The 21,958-nt window shown below is 59.9% G+C and carries 15 protein-coding genes; 7 read left to right on the forward strand and 8 right to left on the reverse strand.

Annotation, left to right across the window (positions count from 1 at the left end; genetic code table 11):
* The first annotated feature begins 365 nt into the window (after nucleotides 1–365).
* Nucleotides 366–2,483: a DEAD/DEAH box helicase gene (locus B0E33_RS05110; RefSeq protein ID WP_062489960.1), complete on the forward strand. Its 2,118-nt coding sequence runs from the start codon at nucleotides 366–368 to the stop codon at nucleotides 2,481–2,483.
* A gap of 252 nt (nucleotides 2,484–2,735) precedes the next feature.
* Here B0E33_RS05110 and B0E33_RS05115 read toward each other — a convergent pair whose 3' ends face one another.
* The 4 genes from B0E33_RS05115 to B0E33_RS05130 form a co-directional block, all read right to left on the reverse strand.
* Complete coding sequence (locus tag B0E33_RS05115; RefSeq protein WP_077290604.1) at nucleotides 2,736–4,136, reverse strand: right-handed parallel beta-helix repeat-containing protein; 1,401 nt, start codon at nucleotides 4,134–4,136, stop codon at nucleotides 2,736–2,738.
* Complete coding sequence (locus B0E33_RS05120) at nucleotides 4,129–4,572, reverse strand: DUF6841 family protein (RefSeq protein WP_023001766.1); 444 nt, start codon at nucleotides 4,570–4,572, stop codon at nucleotides 4,129–4,131. Before B0E33_RS05120 ends, B0E33_RS05115 begins: the two co-directional genes overlap by 8 nt.
* Before the next feature lie 52 nt (nucleotides 4,573–4,624).
* Nucleotides 4,625–5,647 carry a ligase-associated DNA damage response exonuclease gene (locus B0E33_RS05125; RefSeq protein ID WP_077290605.1) on the reverse strand — a complete coding sequence of 341 codons (1,023 nt, stop codon included), beginning with the start codon at nucleotides 5,645–5,647 and terminating at the stop codon, nucleotides 4,625–4,627.
* 92 nt (nucleotides 5,648–5,739) lie between these two features.
* Nucleotides 5,740–6,729 (reverse strand): DUF4189 domain-containing protein, encoded by a 990-nt coding sequence (locus B0E33_RS05130; protein ID WP_156912344.1) that lies wholly within the window; start codon nucleotides 6,727–6,729, stop codon nucleotides 5,740–5,742.
* A gap of 53 nt (nucleotides 6,730–6,782) precedes the next feature.
* Here B0E33_RS05130 and B0E33_RS05135 point away from each other — a divergent pair, with 53 nt between their 5' ends.
* From B0E33_RS05135 to B0E33_RS05150, 4 genes are all read left to right on the forward strand, one after another.
* Complete coding sequence (locus tag B0E33_RS05135) at nucleotides 6,783–9,287, forward strand: ligase-associated DNA damage response DEXH box helicase (RefSeq protein WP_077290607.1); 2,505 nt, start codon at nucleotides 6,783–6,785, stop codon at nucleotides 9,285–9,287.
* Nucleotides 9,284–10,021, forward strand: a complete 738-nt coding sequence (gene pdeM / locus B0E33_RS05140; RefSeq protein WP_023001770.1) for a ligase-associated DNA damage response endonuclease PdeM — start codon at nucleotides 9,284–9,286, stop codon at nucleotides 10,019–10,021. Before B0E33_RS05135 ends, pdeM begins: the two co-directional genes overlap by 4 nt.
* Nucleotides 10,022–10,071: 50 nt before the next feature.
* Nucleotides 10,072–11,025 carry an AraC family transcriptional regulator gene (locus tag B0E33_RS05145; RefSeq protein ID WP_077290608.1) on the forward strand — a complete coding sequence of 318 codons (954 nt, stop codon included), beginning with the start codon at nucleotides 10,072–10,074 and terminating at the stop codon, nucleotides 11,023–11,025.
* A 111-nt stretch (nucleotides 11,026–11,136) separates the two neighbouring features.
* A complete protein-coding gene (locus B0E33_RS05150) occupies nucleotides 11,137–11,424 on the forward strand; it encodes a putative quinol monooxygenase (RefSeq protein WP_077290609.1) in 288 nt (95 codons plus the stop codon).
* Here B0E33_RS05150 and B0E33_RS05155 read toward each other — a convergent pair.
* From B0E33_RS05155 to B0E33_RS05170, 4 genes are all read right to left on the reverse strand, one after another.
* On the reverse strand, nucleotides 11,421–12,551 hold the full coding sequence (locus B0E33_RS05155; protein WP_062489968.1) for an AI-2E family transporter: 1,131 nt from the start codon (nucleotides 12,549–12,551) through the stop codon (nucleotides 11,421–11,423). The genes B0E33_RS05150 and B0E33_RS05155 overlap by 4 nt on opposite strands.
* Nucleotides 12,552–12,740: 189 nt before the next feature.
* On the reverse strand, nucleotides 12,741–13,523 hold the full coding sequence (locus B0E33_RS05160; RefSeq protein ID WP_023001774.1) for a TIGR02186 family protein: 783 nt from the start codon (nucleotides 13,521–13,523) through the stop codon (nucleotides 12,741–12,743).
* On the reverse strand, nucleotides 13,520–14,449 hold the full coding sequence (locus tag B0E33_RS05165) for a sulfite exporter TauE/SafE family protein (RefSeq protein WP_031269647.1): 930 nt from the start codon (nucleotides 14,447–14,449) through the stop codon (nucleotides 13,520–13,522). The genes B0E33_RS05160 and B0E33_RS05165 overlap by 4 nt, the downstream gene beginning before the upstream one ends.
* Before the next feature lie 420 nt (nucleotides 14,450–14,869).
* Nucleotides 14,870–18,940, reverse strand: coding sequence for a peptidoglycan-binding protein (locus tag B0E33_RS05170; RefSeq protein WP_077290610.1), 4,071 nt, complete (start codon nucleotides 18,938–18,940; stop codon nucleotides 14,870–14,872).
* Between the two features lie 422 nt (nucleotides 18,941–19,362).
* Here B0E33_RS05170 and B0E33_RS05175 point away from each other — a divergent pair, with 422 nt between their 5' ends.
* Together B0E33_RS05175 and B0E33_RS05180 are read left to right on the forward strand one after the other, a co-directional pair.
* A complete protein-coding gene (locus B0E33_RS05175; RefSeq protein ID WP_023001777.1) occupies nucleotides 19,363–19,824 on the forward strand; it encodes a MerR family transcriptional regulator in 462 nt (153 codons plus the stop codon).
* 331 nt (nucleotides 19,825–20,155) lie between these two features.
* Complete coding sequence (locus tag B0E33_RS05180) at nucleotides 20,156–21,952, forward strand: acyl-CoA dehydrogenase C-terminal domain-containing protein (RefSeq protein WP_077290611.1); 1,797 nt, start codon at nucleotides 20,156–20,158, stop codon at nucleotides 21,950–21,952.
* The last annotated feature ends 6 nt before the right edge of the window (nucleotides 21,953–21,958 follow it).

Consider the following 21,958-nt stretch of genomic DNA (forward strand, 5'->3'; position numbering starts at 1 on the left):
GACTGCAAGCCCTTACGTCATAGACAAAAAATTCAGCTCACCATCTCAATGCGGGCTGAAAGCTAAGACCGGCTCTAGGCCCAGTTCAATTTAGCAACGGCATAAGATAATTGGTCAATGCCCCACAAGATGACCGGGTACGAGGAACAATAGTGCACTTGCGTCATCGCTCGGTACCTGGCGCACTGCGTAGAAACGCTGCAGTTTTTGCCAGTGCACCACTTTCACACCTAAAAAATGCGGGATGGACGGCGAGGAATAATGCCTGTATAAGCCGCGGCCATCCATGGGCCGATGACTGGATGGCCCTATCCGGTAGACTGCTGACTGGCATGCAGAAGATCCGGAGCAGTTGAAAGATTTCTATGACCGATTTGACTTCTCTCGCCCCGGCGCTGAAGGCCGCGCTGGCGAAACGTGGCTATGAAAACCTCACCTCCGTGCAGGAAAGCGTTCTCAGCGACGCGCCGCCGGAAGCCGACCTTCTGGTATCTGCGCAGACCGGATCCGGCAAGACCGTTGCCTTTGGCCTCGCACTTGCCCCGACGCTGCTTGACGGCCAGGACAGTCTCGGCCAGGCAGGCGCTCCCATTGCGCTGGCCATTGCCCCGACCCGCGAACTTGCCCTTCAGGTGAAGGAAGAACTGACCTGGCTTTATAATGAAGCCGGTGCCGTAACGGCCTCTTGTGTCGGCGGCATGGACCCGCGCACCGAACGGCGGACGCTGGAACGCGGTGTTCATATTGTCGTCGGCACGCCTGGCCGCCTGCGCGACCATATCGAACGTGGCGCACTGGACCTGTCGGAGATCAAGGCTGTCGTGCTCGACGAAGCCGACGAGATGCTCGATATGGGCTTCCGCGAAGACCTGGAATTCATTCTGGATACCGCGCCGCAGGACCGGCGCACGCTGATGTTCTCAGCAACGGTTCCGAAGCCGATTGCAGAACTCGCCAAGCGCTTCCAGAAAGATGCCGTTCGACTGTCGACCATCAACGCTCGCGAACAGCACGGCGATATCGACTACGTCGCGCATCCGGTTGCTCCGAACGAGCGCGAAAACGCCATCATCAACGTGCTGCGCCAGCATGAAGCGGAAAAGGCAATCGTCTTCTGCTCGACGCGTGAAGCTGTCAGCCGGCTGACATCGCGCCTCGCGAACCGTGGTTTCTCCATCGTGTCCCTTTCCGGCGAGCTCAGCCAGGAACAGCGTTCCAGCGCGCTGGCCGCGATGAAGGATGGCCGCGCCCGTGTGTGTGTGGCAACCGACGTTGCTGCACGCGGCATCGACCTGCCGAACCTCGATCTGGTGATCCACGCCGACCTGCCGACAGGCAAGGCTGCCCTGCTGCACCGTTCCGGCCGTACGGGACGTGCCGGCCGCAAGGGTACCTGTGTGCTGATGGTTCCCTTCCCGCGCCGCCGCCAGGCAGAGCGCGTGCTGCATTTTGCCGGCATCACTGCGACCTGGAAGGGTGCTCCGACCGCCGACGACATTCGTGCCAAGGACAAGGAACGGCTTCTGGCCGATCCCGCACTCAAGGTGGAACTGGAAGAAGAAGAACTGGCGATCGCGAACGAGCTGCTTGCGCTGCACAGCCCGGAACAGCTTGCAGCCGCCTTCGTCAAGCTGCGCCAGTCGCGTCTGCCCGCTCCGGAAGAAGTCTCCGATCTCGATGAGACCTCGCTCCGAGGCAGGGATGCCGGCTCGCGCGGTGGCCGCAATGCGGAAATCACCGGCAAGTTCGAAGACGGCATCTGGTTCTCGCTGTCGCTCGGCCACCGCCAGCGCGCAGAACCGCGCTGGATCCTTCCGATGATCTGCCGTGCCGGTCACGTCACCAAGAAGGAAGTCGGCGCGATCAAGATCTTCCAGAACGAGCTCTACTTCGAAATCGCCGGCAGTCATGGCCAGCGCTTCGCCGATGTGGTCAAGCGCGAAGGCACTGGCGAGGAAAATGCCACCATCACACTGCTTGATGCACGTGGCGGCAAGATCCCTGCCCCGCCGAAGGAAGACGGCTTCCGCCGTGACCGGTCTGACCGTTCCGGCCCGCCCAAGCGCCGTCCGCGTGGTGCAGATGCACCGGATTACGAAAGCCTCGGTGCCGAAGACAGCATGAAATCCGGCCGGCCGAAGCGCGAAGGCAGAGGCAAGTTCGACGGGCCCAAAGGCAAATTCGACGGGCCGCGCGGCAAGTTTGACGGACCTCGTGGCAAATCCCGCCGCCGGTCCGGTGACGACGATTTCGTGCCGCACCACCCTGCCTACGAGCCTCTGAACACCAAGGAACTGGCTCGCGACCTCGACGGCGGCGAGCGCGCTCCCAAGCGCAAGGAACGTGCCGCGGATGGCCCGGACGGCGATCGGCGCAAGCCGCGGACCCGGTCGGCTGCCAACTCCGCGCCGCCAAAGAAAAAGGCCGCAAAGAAAAACAAGCCGTCGCGCGCCGAGCGCAAGGCCTCGAAAACAAAGCCCTGACAGAAAGCCGGTGACCTGTGTCACCGGCAAAGACGATGAACCAGACTCGCCTCGCCTGTCGTCATCCCGGCCAAGCGTAGCGCGAGCCGGGACCGGGGAGGCGCAAGCCTTTCTGTTTTCAGGTTTTTCTTAAAGTCATCGGTACCCCGATCCCGGATCCTCGCTTCGCTGCGTCCGGGATGACAAACAGAAGGGCCTGTGAACAACAACAGCCGGTGACCAGCGTCACCGGCTTTTTTCATTTGAACCGGTCTAGGTCTGTCCCGTCTTGCAGGTATCCGGCGCAGGCACGGATGAACCAGCATCGGGCTGGACGATGACAGTGTCCTTGTGCTCGTCATCGGCCAGAAAGCTGTTCTGCAGGAAGCTTCGCGACGAGGGAGAGGCATTCTTGTTGCCTTCTATCACTGTTCCCTCTATCGGCCGGTTCAGCATTTTTGCCCGGAACGGACTGCCGAGATAAAGGTATTCGAAGTCTCCCACAAACAGATTGTCCCGGACCGTGTTGCCGTCGTCCTCGATCCGGATGCCCGTGACAAGGTTCTCGAAGCAGTTGTCCTGATACGTGTTGTCTTCGGCGAAATCCTCGTAAAGGTGCAGCTCCATCGGAAACGGCCATCTGGGAGCAAGCGCGTTCTTGTCGACAAAACCGGCGATGAGTTCCGGGTTGAAGTGATACCCCAGAAAAGTGTCGGACTGCCCCCATGGGCGGTCGCCCATCATCGGGGCCAGTGAAACCGGACTGTCGTAAGGGCTCTTGTCGCCGCAGTCCCACATCACCAGATCGCGCGCCTGGCGCGAGGCAACCCAGATGCCGATGTCCATATTCCGAAAGACATTGCCGCGGATGACGTTGCCGTCCGATCCTTGCAGGCGCGGTCGGCTTTCCGGGTTGGTGGTGTGGAACTCCCAACAGTTCTTGTAGTGAAAGATGCCACCGAAAGCGTTGCTGTCGAAGATGTTGTTTTCGATCAGATTGTACGCGGATCCATCCACGGACAGGCCTTCTCGGCGGGTCGGGCCGATGCGCCGGATGCCCTTGTTGGTGAAGAGGCCATTGTTGCGGATCAGATTGCCGGAAACGACGTTCTTCTGCGAACCATGCTCCAAATAGATGCCAACATGGTGACCATCGGCAACGATGGAATTACGGATCGTCGCGCCGACGACGTAGTGATCGACAAAGACGCCTGTCATGTAGGACTTGGTGATGGTCAGATGGTCGAGAACAACCCCTTGAGACGAATTTGCCCGCGCCTCGTCCCGCGCCGCCGCGTCATCCGACGGCGTTTGACCTTCAATCAGGATGCCGCCGGTATCGTCGAGGCGACAATCGCGAATGGTGATGTTTTTCAGGCCTGGCCGAATGGTAATGCCGCGCCGGTGCATGCCCGTGATGGTGCCACCGCGGCAATCCAGCAGGATGTTGTCGGAGGAGATGACGACCGGTTCCGTATAACGGCAATCGGTCTCCAGCAACACCTTGCCAGGCGTCATCTCCGGAAGTGTGCAGGCTCGCAAGGTTTCCGATGCTGGCGTCAATGCCCCATAGATAGCCTGCGTTTCGCCCGCTGCGGTTCCCGACAGGACCGAAAGCAGGCAAAGGATCGGCAGGGCAAGGCACCCTGCCCTCCGGCCCGTCGTTCTATTCATTGACGATGCAGGCAATAACCCAATCCGCTCCGTCCTGGATAAGCTGATAATGGCAGGTGAACTCGAACACGGCTTCGCCGTCCGCCGTTTCCTGGCTCCAGTCGAGGGTCACCAGTGCGACCGAGCCGCTCACGTGGCTGGATACGACGTGAAAGTCCGAATGGGACACGCCTTCCTTCTCCAATGCCTGAAGGAGCGCTTCGATGTTCTCGATCAACTCTTCGTCGTCGTTGAAGACATGCCCCTTCTCGTGCTGCCAGATGATGGTCGGCAGGGCGAAGCAGTCGCAGATCCTGTCGATGTCATAATCGTTGAAGCCGGCCTGATAGTCGTCAAAGAGCTGTGCAATCGCCTCTTCGGCTTCGCCGTTGGCACCAGCTCCGGCGCCGTTTGTCTGGCCGTTGCCGGCACCTGCAAATTCACCGTCGTCCGCCATGACTGCCTCTCCCCCAAAAGGAAATAAATGCCGCAATTTCGCGTGGGCCGGATCAGCCTTGTGCGGCCCGCGCAACGTCGGCGTCCTCGCCGTCGTCATAGCCTATCATATTGAGCGGGCGGGCGTTTCGTCCATTCAATTCGCACCAGTGGACAAGTGCCTCCTCCGCGCCATGGGTCACCCAGATCTGCTCGGCACCCGTTTCCAGAATGGTGCGGCAAAGGTCGTCCCAGTCGGCATGGTCGGACAGGATCAGAGGCAACTCTGCCCCTCTTTGACGCGCCCGCGCCCGAACGCGCATCCACCCCGAGGCCATTGCCGCGACCGGGTCGCCGAACCGGCGGGACCAACGGTCCGAAAGCTGGCCGGGCGGACACAAAACGATTTCACCGGCAAGCTCCTTGCCGCGCTGGCCGACAGGTTCGACATCGCCAAGTTCGATCCCCTGGCTTCGGTAATAGGCCGTCAGCTTCTCCAATGCGCCGTGAAGGTAGACCGTCTTTTGGTAACCGGCCGCCCGCAATTCTGCGAGAACACGTTGCGCCTTGCCGAGCGGATAGGCACCGACCAGATGGGTCTGCTCCGGAAACAGCTCCAGCGACGACAGCAGCTTGGCAATCTCCTCTCGCGCCGGGGGATGACGAAACACCGGCAGGCCGAAGGTCGCCTCGGTAACGAAGGTATCGCAGGGCACCACTTCGAAAGGCGCGCAGGTCGGGTCTGCCTGCCGTTTGTAGTCTCCCGATACGACGGTTCGCCGCCCGGCAGATGACAGCAGAACCTGTGCAGAGCCAAGTACATGACCTGCAGGGTGCAGCGAGATCTCGACATCCCGAAGCTTCAACGTCTCGCCATATCCGATCGCCTGCGCCGATCCGCAGAAGTTCTCGCCATAGCGGATTGCCATGATGTCGAGGGTCTGGCCCGTTGCCAGCACCGCGCCATGACCCGAACGCGCATGATCTGCGTGGCCATGCGTGATGACCGCCCTTTCGACCGGGCGGACGGGATCGATATGGACACCTGCTTCAGGACAATAGAGGCCTTCGGGTGTCAGCGTCAGTAGATCGGACATCCGTCGCTAGATAGGTCTGATTTGCGGATGTGCCATGGCCATTCGGCGAAAAGGTCGCATGGCCATGGTGTCGTGGTTCACTGGTAAGTGGCTCACTGACAATAGGAATACTCGATACGGCAGCCGCTTGCGCCGCTGTTCGAGCACCAGCCCATGGCAAAGTTCATCGCTGCCTGCTCGCTGTCGCCAGCGCCAATACCGTTGCTGGAAGGCGAAACAGCCAATGCATGGCACCTTGCCTGGGTGGCGTCCGCAATCCGGCATTGATTGTTGCCGCAATATTGCATGGCGAATTGTTCCGCGGCTGCCCTGGTGGGGGCAGCGCCATGACCAAAGGCTCCACCAGGTGCCAGGGCAAACGCCATCCAGCCACTACCGAGTTGCTGAGCCACTTTCGTGGCCGGCTGCGCAGACGCCTGCGCACCACAAGCTTGATAGACACCGTCAATCTTCGAGCCGTTGGAGCACATGATTCCGCCCCACTGGAAACCGCGCAATCCGCTGTCGGCCACAACTTCAAACCAGTCGTAGCCGTCCATTCGAACACCACTGTTTTTCAGGATGGTGACCCAGGTCCCCTCCGAAAGGCTGCCGACCTGCGCGAAATTCGTTCCCGGACCTGCGCGCAACTTGCCCCCCCGAGATTGGCCCTGGAGATTCAATTGCGTTTCATTTTTTCCAACAGCGTTGCTTGCCTGGCTCTGGCCGATGGAATCTGGCGCCGCTATTTCGCAGTTATGCGACACATCGCCAAGCCAGAGTTCAGGAACGGCTTTAGCCTGCTCAAAAGAGATTTCCTCGTCATCGTTGAAGTAACCACCCCGCCCGTCCGGCACCAGGATTGTCTTGCCGTTGATATCCTCGAGAATTGCGCGTCCCTCTTCCGGGATCGTTTCAATGAAGACGAACTCATTGCCGAGTTTGCAACGATAATTGAGGCTTTCCGAAGCATTTGCGCTTTCACCTGCACAAAGAACGGTTACTGACAAAAGTCCCATAAATACCAATGCTTTCAAAAGAACCTCCCTTAGGTCATATTCGCGCAGAATTGACCATAGGTCACCTGAACACAAGCTGAACAATCAAGGAACATTCCCCCTCGCCTTTCACCCATCCCTGGCCTAAAACCAAAGCCATGGACGTGCAGTTGCTACCAAACAGATTCCAAAGCTGGTTTGCCTCGCGGGGATGGGCTCCAAGGCCCCATCAGCTGCAACTGATCGATCATCTGCAACAGGGCCATTCCACCCTGCTGATTGCGCCAACGGGCGCCGGGAAGACCCTGGCAGGCTTTCTGCCCAGCCTGGTGGAACTGGAAGCGCGGGGAAAGCGCAAACCCGGTTCCGCGGGCAATGGCATCCACACACTTTACATCTCGCCGCTGAAGGCACTTGCGGTCGATATTGCCCGCAACCTGGAGGCTCCGGTTTCGGAAATGGATCTTGCCGTCCGGCTGGAAACCCGCACCGGTGACACGCCCTCTCACAAGCGCCAGCGGCAAAAGCTCAATCCACCGGACATTCTGCTGACCACGCCGGAACAGATTGCCCTGCTTCTGTCGGATCCAGCCTCGGCACGGATGTTTGCCTCGCTTCGAACCGTCATTCTGGACGAGTTGCATGCGCTGGTGACCTCCAAGCGTGGCGACCTCTTGGCACTTGGCCTGGCACGGCTGAGGCGTCTTGTCCCGAACCTCAGGACCATCGGGCTTTCGGCAACTGTCGCCGAACCGGATGACCTGCGCGCCTATCTTGTCGATCAGCCCGACCCGAATGGCCGGGCGCTGTCTCATGTCGTTGAGGTTGCCGGTGGCGCCAAGCCCGACATCTCGATCCTGGAGAGCGAAGAACGCGTTCCCTGGTCCGGCCACTCGTCGCGTTATGCCATTGCCGACATCTACAAGCTGATCAAGGCACACAACGTATCGCTGCTGTTCGTCAACACGCGCAGCCAGGCCGAAATGGTGTTTCAGGAACTCTGGCGCATAAACGAAGACACGCTGCCGATCGCGCTGCATCATGGCTCGCTTGATGTCGGCCAGCGGCGGAAAGTCGAAACGGCCATGGCCTCCGGTGCGCTGAAGGCCGTGGTTGCCACCTCTTCGCTGGATATGGGCATCGACTGGGGCGATATCGATCTGGTGGTCAACATCGGCGCGCCGAAAGGGGCCAGCCGCCTTGCCCAGCGGATCGGCCGCGCCAACCACCGCATGGACGAACCGTCAAAGGCGATCCTCATCCCCTCCAACCGGTTCGAGGTGCTCGAGTGTCAGGCCGCCCTTGCCGCGTCGATGCGCGGTGATCAGGACACGCCGCCGCTGCGCCAGGGCGCACTCGATGTGCTTGCCCAGCATCTGCTCGGCCTTGCCTGCGCAGACCCGTTGGATGCGTTGGATGTCTTTAATGAAATACGTTCCTCTGAAACCTACAGGCATCTCGACTGGGAGACGTTCGAGCGGGTGCTCGATTTCGTCGCCACCGGCGGCTACGCACTGAAAAGCTACGATCAATATGCCAAGCTGCGGAAAGGCCAGGACGGGCTTTGGCGGATTTCCCACCCGAAGATCGCGCAGCAATACCGGCTTAATGTCGGCACCATTGTCGAAGCCCTGATGCTGAAGGTGCGGCTGGTGCGCTCCAAGGCTTCCGGACGAAGGACGCCCGTTGGCCGGGGCGGCCGGGTTCTGGGCGAGATGGAAGAGTATTTTCTGGAGCAGATGGCGCCGGGCGACACGTTTCTTTTCGGCGGCGAGGTGGTGCGTTTCGAGGGCATCCGCGAAAACGAGGCCTATGTCTCGCGCACCACATCGGACAATCCGATGATCCCGTCCTACATGGGCGGAAAATTTCCGCTCTCCACCTATCTCGCTGAAGGCGTCCGCACGATGCTGGCGACACCCGAGAGCTGGAAGGCGCTGCCCGAACAAGTGCGCGACTGGCTGAACATCCAGAGGGAGAAATCCGTCCTGCCAGCAAGGGACGGCTTGCTGGTGGAGACGTTTCCGCGCGCCAACAAGCACTACATGGTCTGTTATCCGTTCGAGGGACGATTGGCGCACCAGACACTTGGCATGCTGCTGACCAAGCGTCTGGAGCGGCTGGGTGCGAACCCGCTCGGCTTTGTCGCCAACGACTATGCGCTTGGCATATGGGGCCTCGGAGACCTGTCTCTGCTGTTTTCTTCCGGCAGAATTCCTCTCGACCGATTGTTCGAGGAAGACATCCTCGGCGACGATCTGGATGCCTGGCTCGCCGAATCCAGCCTCATGAAACGTACGTTTCGTAATTGTGCCGTCATTGCCGGTCTGATCGAACGCCGCCACCCGGGGCTGGAGAAGTCGGGCCGGCAGGTAACCGTATCCTCGGACCTGATCTATGACGTGCTGCGAGCCCATGAACCAGACCACATATTACTCAAGGCAACCTGGAACGACGCCGCCGAAGGACTTTTGGATATCTCGCGTTTGGGGGAACTTCTTGCCCGGATCCGCGGACGAATCACGCATACTGAACTTCCGCACGTCTCTCCCCTTGCCGTGCCAATTCTCCTGGAAATAGGGAAGGAACCGGTCTACGGGGAGGCCATGGACACGCTGTTGGCAGAGGCAGCCGAAGAACTCGTACTGGAGGCTATGGAATGAGTGCCCTGACATCCCATTTGCGCAAATATGCTGCTGCGCCGGTATGTCATGACATTCAGATCAATGGCCAGCTGGTCGGTCTGCACGACAGCGGGATCTTGTGGTGGCCGGACGAGTCCACCCTGATCGTCGCGGATCTCCATCTTGAAAAAGGGTCCAGCTACGCCCGACGCGGTGTGATGCTTCCGCCCTATGACACCGGAGCAACGCTGGAGAAACTTGCCGGCGTAATCGATGCCTTCGATCCGGCTTGCGTCATTTGCCTTGGCGACAGTTTCCACGATCCCGACGGCTCCGACCGGTTGCCAGCGCCCTACCGCGCGATGCTGACGACCCTTCAGCTCGGCCGTGAATGGATCTGGGTCACGGGAAACCACGATCCGATTGCACCGGTGCGCCTGTGCGGTGTAACGGTTGACGAAATCACCATCGGCCCGCTGACCTTCCGGCACGAACCAATCGAGAAGGTCGGTTCCACGTCGACCGCAGGAGAAATCTGCGGACATCTGCATCCGGCCGCCCGCGTGCGCCGCTTCGGCCGCTCGATCCGGCGGGCCTGCTTCGTTACCGACGGCACCCGTCTTGTCCTGCCCGCCTTTGGCGCGTTGACCGGCGGCCTCAATGTCACCGATGAAGCCTATGGCATGCTCTTCCGGCGACGGCAGTTTTCCGTTTTCATGCTCGGTAATGACCGCCTGTTCCCCTTTACTGCCAGCCGTCTGGTCGGGGACTGACACTTCATCTGCCGCTTGTGCTCATGGCTGCCGTTGGCTAAGCCAGAGCTATGCTGACGAATTCTCCCGTACAAGCTTGCCACTCCGTCCATACCGACAGTGCTTCGCCAGCAATCGCTGCACTGAGTGATGCCGTTCGGAAGTTTGCGAAAACGGAAGGGGTCGCTCCGTCCCCACTCGGCTCCGTCTGGGCTTTGAAACTGTCGGAATGCCTTCCCTATCACCGTGGCCGGAACAAGGGACTTTCGGTCGCCGTTGCCGTATCCGGGCTGAAACGCGTTTGCCTGGGTGACAAGCAGATCGTCAATGACCCCGGCCACGTGATCGCGTTTCATGGTGACGCTTCTTACAGCGCAGTTGTCGAGGGCACACCGGCAAAGCCCTATCTGGCCCTCAAACTGCAATTGTCACCTGAGCTGATTGCTCAAACACTGGTTCGCCTTGCCGAAACCGATGCCCATGCGTCTTCCCCGGCCAAAGGCGCGCTTATCTCCTGTGAACCGCTGGACGATGAACTTGCCGGTTCGCTGCTGCGCCTCGTCACCTCTTTTCGGGATCCGGCCGACTGCCATGTGCTGGCACCGCTGTGCCTGCAGGAAATCTGTTACCGGATCCTGCGGTCCGACGCCTTTGGCGTCTTGAGGACCCTGGTTAGTGCAAGGGATGAAAGGCTGGTCAAGGCCTTGCGCTATATCGAGACCCATGCGGCACAACCGGAGCTGACGATTGCCGAAATCGCAGCCGAAGTTGCCATGAGCCCCTCCCATTTCGCACATGGTTTCACTGCTCTGTTCGGTCAGTCCCCGCTTCAATACCGCAAGCAGGTACGTCTCGACCGCGCCCGGCAACACCTACTGACGTCAAACGCCAGCGTGGCTCGTGCAGCCGAGGCTGCCGGCTATGCAAGCACGTCTCACTTCACGCGTGATTTCAAATCGGCTTTCGGTTTGGCTCCGCGCCAATATGCCGAAACTCTGGACCCGCCTCGCCAGAACGGTACTTGAGGAAAGTTCCGCAGGATCGGGCAGCCGTTCAGCAGGAATGGATCTGTCGCCAGCTACCTTGGCTGTTTATCCCATGCTGGCAACATACAGCCGACGCGGAAAGGATCCCCCATGGCCATCAAAGTTGTCGTTCAATTCAAGGCTCTCAAGGACTGGCAAGAGGCGTTTGAAACCATCATGCACTCGGTTTCGGCCGAGCTTCCGGGCGTGTCCGGATGTCAGGGTGTCGAGGTTCTGAAGGACCTGGACGATGCATGCCGCTTCACGCTTGTCGAAAGCTGGGAAAACGAAGCAATCCACAAGGCACATATCGACGGACTCATTGCTGACGGAACCTGGGCCATGATTTCCGGTCATCTCGCCGAAGATCCGGTAAGTGGCTATTTTCAGACGCTCTAGCGATCGGGCAAGGTCGTCACTTCAGGCGGCCTTTTCTCGCCTGCCTTCACCCAAGCAATGATCAGTTCGTAAAACACCGCCAGGATGACGGGCCCGAGGAAGAGACCGATCAAGCCATAGGCAATGGTGCCGCCGAGAACGCCGATCAGGATCACCAGCATCGGCACGTTGAGGCCACGGGACATCAGGATTGGCCGCAAGACATTGTCGATGAGCATCACCGGAACCATCAGCACGGTGAACAGGAGTGCCGGCACCAGTTCCCAGGAGCTCCAGGCCCAGATGATCGTGGGAATAATCACCAGTGCCGGACCAATCTGGATGATGCACAGGATCAGCGCCACGAAGGTCAGGACGCCGGCAAGCGGCACGGAAAACGATATCAGCACGATCCCCGTCAGCAGCCCCTGGACGACAGCAACACCAATGACACCGCGCGAGACGTTGCGGATGGTGGCACCGGCCAGATCGACAAATTCCGATCCGCGCGGCGCGATGATGCGGTCGGCAAACAGCTTGCTGCCCTTTGCCAGAGACGGGGCCGGCACAAACAGGCAGCCTGCGAGTACGATGGAGACGATGAAGAACAGCACGCTGCCACTGAGCGAAGCCAGAACACCGAGGATGCGGCTGCCGGCCGGAACCAGCGTCGGCCCGACCTTGGCCAGGAGTTGTTCCAGCCCCTGACCGGCGAGTTGCCAGATCTCGGAAATCTTGGCACCGACGACCGGCAACCCGGCGAGTTTCTCAGGCAGGGGCGGCAGCTTGAGGACGCCGTTCGCCATGCCGTGGTACCAGCCCTGAAGCGTGTCCACGAGACTGACGATCAACACGGCAACGGGACCGATCACGATTGCAAGACAGCAGAGCGTGATCAGGACTGCTGCAAGAACCTTTCGTCCACCAAGCCTGGCGACGAGCCAGTCAAACACCGGATAGAGTGCGACCGTCAGCACAACCGCCCAGACCAGGAACAGAAAGAACGGCGCGACGAGCTGAAGTGAAAAATAGGCAAAGAGCCCCAGAACGCCCAGGCGGATGGCGATATCGATGACCTTTGCATCCAGTGTCGGGTCAGGTTTCACAACTGTTTCCACCCGTGGTGTGGATGAGGGTTCTTCTGTCATGTCCGCCTGCCCCAACAGCCTGAAAAATCTTTGGACTTGAGAATAGCCGCGGCGGCGGCAAGCGCCAGCGGAAAGTGCGCGAACATGCGGTTTCCGACGATAACATTCGGCGTTCAGTCAGATGGGTAAGCCCGGTAGGACACAATCGGCTCGAGAAGACGAAATCGGGCGGGCCGAGATCGGGTCTGCCTAGTCCTTGCGGAAGATCACACCGGCGAGCCAGCCTGTGAAAATGGCCAGTGACACCGCGAGGAGGCCATAGAAGAACGGATAGGACTGCGCCAATTCAAAGGTGACCTGTTCGAAACCGCTTTTGGCAACAGCCAGCGTCTGCTCCGTCTGGGCCACCACCTCGCCGTGGAGGAAGAGGAAGCTTTTGACCTTGTAGTCGCCCACGGGGATGTTGGCTGGCAGGGGGATATTTGTTCGGAACATTGTGTCGGTCAGAAAGGTGATCGAGGTCTGCTGTTCCGAGTAAAGACCCATCTGCTCCCGCAGCCGGACGAAGGCGCGGCGAAAATCATCCCTGTCTGACAGAGCGACATTGGAAACGCCCGAGACAGCCAGGTTGATGTGGTTGAGGCCGATGCCAAGGTCGTCAAGAACCGTGCGGTTCGCAAGGTTGCCGATATTGATGGTGCTGGCGACCGCGTAGTAGGAAGGGACGTTCTGGAACCGCTCGGCCTCCCGGTTCACCCAAACGCCCAGAAAACGGCCCTTGCGCCGCGTGGTGATGTCCTGCGGTGGTCCTTCCACGACGATGGCCAGTTCATAGCCGCTCGGATCGTTGGGTTGGCGCTCGATGTTGCTTGCCTGCCCGAAGATGACGATTTCCGTGCCCGTGAAATTGGACTGGATCGAAATCAGATCCGAGGACAGGGACGTCACCAGTTCCTGGTTCGGCCGGCTCTGGGCAGCAGCGCCGGTTACCAGGCCAACGACAATCGACAGAAGCAGGATCAGCCGGCTCATGCCCCTGCCCCCTTCCGGATCGCGATGGAATAGAAATCGTCCGGTGTCAGCAGCAGGTCGACCGCAAAGCGCAAGCCGACAGCCAGGACCAGAAGCGCAAGCAGCAGACGCAATTGATCGCCGCGCAAGTTCTGGCCCATGCGAGCTCCGAACTGGGCTCCGATCACCCCGCCGACCATCAGCGTCATGGCCAGAACGATGTCGACAGTCTTCGTGCCCATGGCATGGAACACGGTTGCAGCTGCCATTGTGAAAAGGATCTGGAACAGGGATGTGCCGATGACGATGCTGGTGGGCACGCGCAGCAGGTAAATCAGCGCAGGCACCATCATGAAGCCGCCGCCGATCCCCAGGATCGTGCCGAGAAAGCCGATGATCGCGCCAAGGCCGACAACCGGGATGATGCTCACATAAAGCTTGGAGCGCCGGAAACGGACCTTCAGCGGCAACCCGTGGATCCAGTTATGCTGACCGGGTTTGCGGGCTTTGGGCGCAACGCCGGACTTGCGCCGACGGATGGCACGGATGGATTCGAACAGCATCAGGCCGCCAATGGCGCCCAGGAACGTCACATAGGACAGCGAAATCACGACATCCAGCTGACCGATGGACTGAAGAACCTCAAACAATATGACGCCGATAAACGACCCTATGACACCGCCGCAGAGCAGGATTGTGCCAAGTTTCAGGTCGATGGCCTTTCGTCGCCAATAGGTGACGACGGCCGATGACGAAGAGGCAACCACCTGCGTGGTGACAGTGGCAACGGAAACCGCGGGCGGGATACCGGAGAAGATCAAAAGCGGTGTCAGCAGGAAGCCACCGCCGATACCGAACAGCCCCGACAGAAAACCCACGGCGCCGCCCATGCCGAATATCACGAAGATATTCACCGGAATCTCGGCTATGGGCAGGTATAATTGCACGGGATCAACCGGAAAACTGCAGAAATGACTGCGTAAAGATTACGATGAAATGGTTAAAGACCTGTAGAGTCCAGCATGTCAACCGGCCAGCAGGTCGGTTTGGTTCGGTTCGCCGATTTTAGACAAGTGTCAGGCGGAATTCGACCATTGCGTTGCGGATATATCCCGCGTTCCGATCTGTTTTTGAAACCACGCCCATCGTGCTTCACGTTCGAATATCTGACTGGATTCAGGCTCTGCCTTTTCCATCGGCAAATTGCCTGTAGCGCCGTTTCCGAAGAAAATTCCATTTCGTGTCGCCGTGAAAAAACAATGCGGGCCGCAATGTGAAAACACCCAGCCGGGCATCTGGCCTGGCTGGGTGCTTGTTTCATCAGGTCGCCGTTTGTCGCGCCCACCCCGGATACACCAAGGGATGGTCTAGATCGCCTGGCTCTTCAACTCTTCCAGCAGACGGTTGTCGACTTCTCCGGTTTCCGGCATTCCGATGCTCCGCTGGAAGGCGCGGATCGCGCTGCGGGTGCGCGGACCCATCTGGCCGTCCGGGGTACCGGTGTCAAAACCGAGGTAGTTGAGCTTGTCCTGGGCTTCCTTGACCATGGCCGTGTTGTCGGGCGCCTGGATCGACACCTTTTCCGCCGGCAATGTGGCGCTGTCCACCCAACCCGGCTCCATCGTCACCTTGTTGGCCGCCGCGTTCGGCGTCTTCAGCTTGAAGTTTTCAACCGCGAGCCGGGCATTGGCCAGGGTTTCCTGGTCCATCATGTTGGCGACATCGTCGCGGCGCTTGGCTGCTTCCGGATCGCCCTGATCGGCCGCTATCGCGAACCATTTGTAGCTGGCTACCAGGTCCTTATCGACGCCTATGCCTCCGGCATAGAGGATGCCCAGGTTGAACAGGCTGTCCTTGACGCCGAAATTGGCGGCTTCTTCGAACCACTTGGCAGCAGCTGCATAGTCGGGCTGTTCACCACCTCCCTCAGCATAAAGAACCGCGAGGTTATGCATGGCCTTCGCATTACCGGCTTCGGCCGCCTTGGAATACCAGGCCTTTGCCTTCGGCAGGTCCTTGTCGACACCACGGCCTTTTTCGTAGAGGCTTGCGAGCCTGTACTGGGCAGGCGCGAGACCCTTGTCGGCCGCTTTCTGATACCAGACTGCTGCCTTGGACAGATCCGCCGATACACCGCTGCCTTCGGTGAATTTCACACCCACCAGGAATTCTGCAGCCGCATTGCCACTGGCAGCAGCGCTACGCAGCGCCATCGGGCCAACGCCTTCCGGCGGCAGGTTTGCAAGGAGGCTTGCCGGGGCGCCGGCTTCGCTTGCCGGTTGGAACCCGGACACAGTGCTTTCACCTGCTTCGCCGAAGCTGCTTGCAATGCCTGCGGGCGGCGTGAACGCCAGTTCGGTTTCAGGGGCAAGCGGACCGGACGCGGACGCAGCCTCAACATTGTTGCTTTCGGTGACCGGTGTCGTTTGCGGCGGCGCGGACTGCGCTGATGCAACAGCCGGGGCCTGTTCTGACATCGTGTCGGCTGTCTCGTCCGGCATCGCGCTGACAGCCCCGGATTCTGCGCCTTCGGCCGCAGATCCGACGCCGCGGCTTTCTGCCAGAGCGACCTCGCTAGTAACCTCAACGTCCGGCTGCACGTCGGCTTGTACCGGAGCAGCGTCTGCCATTTCCGGCGCAGGAACCGCTTCAACGGTTTCCGGCGCGTTCGCGGCAAGCTGATCGACCTCTTCCGGGCCACCGGTTGCCAGGCGGAACACCTGAAGTGTTCCGATCAACAGGACAACGGCGGCAGCTGTATAGAGAATGGCCCGACGACGGCCGCTGGAGGCCTGCGTAGCTTCCGGCGCCGGGCGATCACCCGGCAGAACGGCAGAATCCTGGGTTTCAAACGCCTGATCGGCAACGTCCTCAGCATTCAGCTCCAGATCTCCGACCGGTTCGGCCTTGTCTTCCTTTGCAGCGGACTTGTCGCGCTTGAGAACGTTGCGCAGCCAGCCGACACGGGCCTTGCCGCGTTCCTCGTCGGCAGCTTCAGGTTCTTCCGTTACCTTCTGCCGCTTTTCCAGCTGGGCAGCTTCCGCGGAAGCTGCCTGTGCTGCACGGCGGGCAGCTGCGATGAAGTCTGCCTTGCGATCACGGGTCCGGTCATCGGCTCGCGGTGCCTGCGATGCATCAGCGGGCTGCTGCTCGCCTTCCGTCTTCCTGGCCTGTGGGGCCTTGGAGAACAACGGGGCCGGTTCATCAACCTTGATCGGGGAGAAGCTGGAGGCCGGCGTTTCACCGAAGTGGTCGGCACGTTCCAGGTTGTCCAGGCGCTCGGTCAGCGAGCCCAGCACGGACTTGACCCCGTCAAAAGTGTTCCGCGTCCGTTCGTCAGTACCTTCAGCAGCGTCAAGCAACCGCTTCAGATCGGACTGAAGCTCCGTGATGGCCTGATCGTACTGGCCGTTTCTCGGTGCCGGTGCGCTTTCGATCGCTTCCCTTGCCGCTTCGCGGGCGATGCCCACAACGTCTGAGCGGGTTTTTTCCAGGCCCTTCTCGATCCGCTCCAGGAACGGCGAGAACTGCTCCATGCTGAACGCCTGAGTGGACGTGCTTTCGATCTGTTCCGCGAGCGCGGCAACCTTGGCTCCAAGCTGTTCGAAGCGGCTGTCGTCGGTAACTTCGGCACCCTTCGACACGATCTGTGCCAGATCGGCAATCCGCTGTTCGAGCGCTTCTGTCGATGCCGGTGCCGACACGCTGGCACGCATGGATCCGATCTCCGCGCGCAGCTTGTCGAGGTCCGATGTCGTGACCGTGTCTTTCGGCTGATCCAGACGAGCAGTCAGATCGTTCAACCGCTCCTGAAGCTGGGCCATGAACTTGGTGTCCGGCGCATTGCCGCCGGACCGCATCGCGGCTGCATCCAGAACCGGCACCGGGCGCGCAGATTTCTTTTCGATCGCGTCGATCTTGCCGGAGATCGTTTCCAGACGCTGTTCCAGCGCTGCAAAGGCGCCCGTGTCGGTCGACGGAAGCGGACCTGCTTGCTCCATCCTCTCGAGACGGTCAACGATTTCGTCGAGGCGCCGGTCAACCTGACCCAGATGCTGAGTGTCCACCGGAGCTGCACGGTCGTCGGCCATCATGCCGACGATGTCTTCCAGGCGGCCCTGCAGCCTGGAGATCGTTTCCGGCTCGGGCATGCGTTGTTCCATGGCGGACAGACGGCTGTCCAGGCCGCGCTGTTCCCGTGCCAGGACTTCCAGATCGTCGAGGCGGCCGGACACGAATTTCATCCGGTCATCGATACCCTCGACAAGACCCTTGATATCGATCTGTTCGACAAAGCCGCGCACTTCACGCAGTTCCGCGCGAAGCGGTTCGATATCGGCATGGCCCTTGCGCTGCAGGAGCTCTTCCATACGTTCGGCAATGCTGACGACCCGGTCTTCCAGCACCATCATGTGCTCGGACCGCGGCAGGGCGGCGAAGGCGTCCTCGATTTCGTTGAGGCGCGCGGTCACACCGCGCAGGACGCGGGGATCCACAGACGCACGGGACAATTCATCAAGGCGCTGCAGGATATGGGCATATCCGTGCTCCAGGGTCTGGAGTGCCCCTTCCACGTTCGTGCGGCCGACCATGTCCTTCAGGTCGGCGACTTCCTTGCGGATCTCGCGGGCAAGCTGGTCGTTCTTCTTGTCTGCACGCAGACGCTCGACCATGTCGGACAGGCGACGCAGTTCCGCATTCTGCCGGCTCACGGTTTCGTTGGTGCCACGCGACAGGCCGCCAAGTGCCTCGCGCAGCGAACCAAGCTCATCGCGAACCTGATTGAAGGCCTGTTCCTGCGGCGCTCTCAATGCGTCGATGCGGCGGCCAAGGTCCTTGTAGATATGCATGGACGCTTCGCTTCTGGAGCGTACGTCCCGGTCGCGCTGGCGAGAGGGCTGCGGTGCATAGTGCGCTTCGTAGGCATCGTCCTCGTCATAATAGGGTTCGTCAGCCGGCAGATTGTCGATGGCATAGCTCCCCGGGCGAGGACGTGGCTTCGGCGCCGGCCGAAGCGGCTCATCCCGGTAGTCCGCGCGATGCTCCTGACGATAGTCTTCCCGCGGGTCCGGGCTCGCAAGCCCCTGCACCTGTTCGTCCAATCGGTCGAGCGCGCCCATGACTTCATCAATGCCCGGCTCGCGGCGAGACACCCTGCGGCGCGGCGCAGACTGGTGAGGCTCCGGCCGACGCACTTCGGGCCGGCGTGGTTCCGCCTGGTCGGCCAGAAGCCGGTCCAGCTCGTCGGCCACGGCGTCGAGATCCTCGTCACGTTCCTCGGAGGGATAACGGTCATTTTTGCCAAGCGCCGTTGCAGTGCGCGTCAACCGTTCTATGCGGTTTCGCGCCGGCTCGCGGCGTGGTGCATCGTAAAAGTCGTCGCCTTCATACGCATCACGGCCGCGGCGTCCTGCCTCGTTTTTCTTCCAAGCCGGCATCTCTTGACCCTGGGCTGACGGTCATTCAGACCGCTGATGAAACAGGCTGCGCCATGATTCCGTCGAGGACGGGACAGGCACAGCGTTTTGAAAGACTTTGTCGTTTTAGGGTAAACAGGCCGTTAATTGGCCTTGCTAAATGCGAAAACAGACCGTTTTCGAATGAAAATCCGATGTTCACGCGATCAGGGTGACGCGAATCGGCAAACGCTGCGTTAACGAATTTTTCCCCTGCGACCTTCCGTGACTGGACCTTAACGCAAACGTAAGCTAAACAGTGCGCAAGAAACCGGCTGAGCCACTGTGCACACAACCGCATCGCCTGAGAACGCACTGGAGATCATGTCTTCGGAGCGGGTTTCGAAAACTGCAAAACATCAACGATGAGCCGGACAACGGCTGAAAAACGAGAACAAACTGCTATGAGCGAAGCGCTTTCGATCCTCAATGAAGACGATCTTGTGGACGTTGTGTCCGCAAACGACGACAGCACAAAGAAAACCCAGTTCACAATCGGCGACCTGGCGAAAGAATTCGACTGCACCCTGCGCACGCTGCGCTTTTACGAAGACAAGGGGTTGCTCAACCCCAAGCGCGACGGCCTGAACCGCGTCTATAACCGCCGCGACCGTGCCCGCCTGAAACTGGTACTGATGGGCAAACGCGTTGGCTTCTCCCTGTCCGAGATCCGCGACATGCTCGACCTTTACGACCTGCGCGACGGTCAGGTGACCCAGCTCCGCGTCGCCCTGTCCAAGTTCAACGAGCAGATCGCCGTTCTGGAAGATCAGCGCAAGGACATCGAACAGGCCATCGAGGAACTGTCGCGCACTGTCGAGATCGTTTCCGGCATGCTGAAGCACAAGGAAGCGGAAGAGGCATAAGTCCCTTTCCTTTCGACCTCAGAGTTTTGAAACCGCTGGCGGCAACGCCAGCGGTTTTTGTTTGTGCGTCCGCCAACTTGCAATTTTTGCGAGAATTGACGCCTTTTTCCAAAAACTGTGAAATTCCCCAAAAACGACACCTCGCAACACGATTTCGCGCACGGGACCTTCGGAAATCATTCCCATCAGCATGTTTTAGGCGTATTTTTTTGACAACCCTTCCGTTGGGACACCACTTGCCGGGCAATAACAACACGCGTATATAGGCCTCAAGGTGACGTTTACGGAAACGTAAGGTCGAGACATAAACGGCAGATCTGGGAGGATTTCCATGCCGAGCTATACCGCTCCCGTCGATGACACGCTTTTCCTGTTGAAGGACGTGTTCGGCTATGACCGATATTCCAACCTGCCAGGTTTTTCCGATGCACCTCTCGACCTTGTGGAAGCGATTTTGCGCGAGGGTGGCAAGTTCGCGGAAGAAGTTCTCCAGCCGTTGAACCAGACCGGAGACAGCGAAGGCTGCACGCGCAACGACGACGGCACGGTCACGACCCCAAAAGGCTTTCTGAAAGCCTACAAGGCGTTTTGCGAAAACGGCTGGGGCACCTTGTCGGCGGACGCGAATTACGGCGGACAGGGCCTGCCACATACTCTGACCACCGTCTTCAATGAATTTGCCTCTTCGGCAAACATGGCCTTTTCCATGTACCCGGGTCTGACCGCAGGGGCCGTTGCGGCCCTGACGATCCACGGCACGGATGATCAGAAGCAGACATACCTTCCCAACATGATCGCCGGAACCTGGACCGGCACCATGAACCTGACCGAACCGCACTGCGGAACGGATCTCGGCCTCATCCGCACCAAGGCGGTGCCGCAAGCCGACGGCTCCTACAAGATTACCGGTACCAAGATCTTTATCTCAGCCGGTCAGCACGACATGGCGGAAAACATCATCCACCTGGTGCTGGCCCGCATCGAGGGCGCCCCGGAAGGCACCAAGGGCATTTCGCTGTTTGTCGTGCCCCGCAACGCGATCGGCGACGATGGCTCGGTGGGAGACAACAATGGCGTTTCCTGCGGCTCGATCGAGCACAAGATGGGCATTCACGGCAACGCCACCTGCGTGATGAACTACGACGATGCCACCGGCTGGCTGGTTGGCGAAGAGAACAAGGGACTGCGCGCCATGTTCACCATGATGAACGAGGCCCGCCTCGGCGTTGCGGTTCAGGGGCTCTCCCAGTCGGAGGTCGCCTATCAGAATGCCGTCATCTACGCCAAGGATCGCATCCAGGGCCGCGCCCTCACCGGACCGAAAAACCCGGACAAGCCCGCCGACCCGATCATCGTGCATCCGGACGTACGCCGCACCCTGATGCAAATCCGCTCGTTCAACGAGGCCGCCCGTGCTCTCGTCATCTGGACCGCGCTTCATGGCGATGTCTCGCACAGGTCCGACGACGAAAAGTCCAAGCAGTTCTCCGACGACATGATGGGGCTGATGACACCTGTGCTCAAAGGCGTTCTGACCGACACCGGATTTGCAAATGCGGTCAATGCCCAGCAGCTTTACGGTGGCCATGGCTACATCAGCGAGTGGGGCATGGAGCAGTTCGTCCGCGATGCCCGTATTGCCATGATCTACGAAGGCGCCAACGGCATCCAGGCACTGGACCTCGTCGGCCGCAAGCTGCCCGCGAACGGCGGTCGGGCAGTCATGAGCTTCTTCAACGAGGTCAATACCTTCCTGAAGGAGAACAAGGACAACGAAGCCCTTGCCGCCTTCACCGGGCCATTGAAGAAGGGCATGGACGATCTTCAGGCCGCGACCATGTGGTTCATGAACAACGCCATGAAGAACCCGGACAACGCCGGCGCCGGCTCCGTCGACTACATGCACCTCTTCGGGCTTGTTGCCCTTGGCTACATGTGGGCGAAGATCGCAAAGGCCATTCAGGAAAAGGTCGCGGAAGGTGCAGGCGACAAGGCCGAATGGCTGGAAACCAAGCTGACCTTCGGGCGTTTCTTCATGGAACGCACGTTGCCGGAAACGGGCGCGCATCTTGCCCGAATCTCGTCCGGGTCCGAAACCATGATGTCGGTTGCCGCGGACGCTTTTTAAAGCGTC

The sequence above is a fragment of the Roseibium algicola genome (assembly GCF_001999245.1).
GTDB lineage: Bacteria > Pseudomonadota > Alphaproteobacteria > Rhizobiales > Stappiaceae > Roseibium > Roseibium algicola.

What these genes read in the sequence shown, in the direction of transcription:
- B0E33_RS05110 (WP_062489960.1), top strand. Translation starts at nt 366, where the DNA reads ATGACCGATTTGACTTCTCTCGCCCCGGCGCTGAAGGCCGCGCTGGCG.
- B0E33_RS05115 (WP_077290604.1), bottom strand. Translation starts at nt 4,136, where the DNA reads ATGAATAGAACGACGGGCCGGAGGGCAGGGTGCCTTGCCCTGCCGATC.
- B0E33_RS05120 (WP_023001766.1), bottom strand. Translation starts at nt 4,572, where the DNA reads ATGGCGGACGACGGTGAATTTGCAGGTGCCGGCAACGGCCAGACAAAC.
- B0E33_RS05125 (WP_077290605.1), bottom strand. Translation starts at nt 5,647, where the DNA reads ATGTCCGATCTACTGACGCTGACACCCGAAGGCCTCTATTGTCCTGAA.
- B0E33_RS05135 (WP_077290607.1), top strand. Translation starts at nt 6,783, where the DNA reads ATGGACGTGCAGTTGCTACCAAACAGATTCCAAAGCTGGTTTGCCTCG.
- pdeM (WP_023001770.1), top strand. Translation starts at nt 9,284, where the DNA reads ATGAGTGCCCTGACATCCCATTTGCGCAAATATGCTGCTGCGCCGGTA.
- B0E33_RS05145 (WP_077290608.1), top strand. Translation starts at nt 10,072, where the DNA reads ATGCTGACGAATTCTCCCGTACAAGCTTGCCACTCCGTCCATACCGAC.
- B0E33_RS05150 (WP_077290609.1), top strand. Translation starts at nt 11,137, where the DNA reads ATGGCCATCAAAGTTGTCGTTCAATTCAAGGCTCTCAAGGACTGGCAA.
- B0E33_RS05155 (WP_062489968.1), bottom strand. Translation starts at nt 12,551, where the DNA reads ATGACAGAAGAACCCTCATCCACACCACGGGTGGAAACAGTTGTGAAA.
- B0E33_RS05160 (WP_023001774.1), bottom strand. Translation starts at nt 13,523, where the DNA reads ATGAGCCGGCTGATCCTGCTTCTGTCGATTGTCGTTGGCCTGGTAACC.
- B0E33_RS05170 (WP_077290610.1), bottom strand. Translation starts at nt 18,940, where the DNA reads ATGCCGGCTTGGAAGAAAAACGAGGCAGGACGCCGCGGCCGTGATGCG.
- B0E33_RS05175 (WP_023001777.1), top strand. Translation starts at nt 19,363, where the DNA reads ATGAGCGAAGCGCTTTCGATCCTCAATGAAGACGATCTTGTGGACGTT.
- B0E33_RS05180 (WP_077290611.1), top strand. Translation starts at nt 20,156, where the DNA reads ATGCCGAGCTATACCGCTCCCGTCGATGACACGCTTTTCCTGTTGAAG.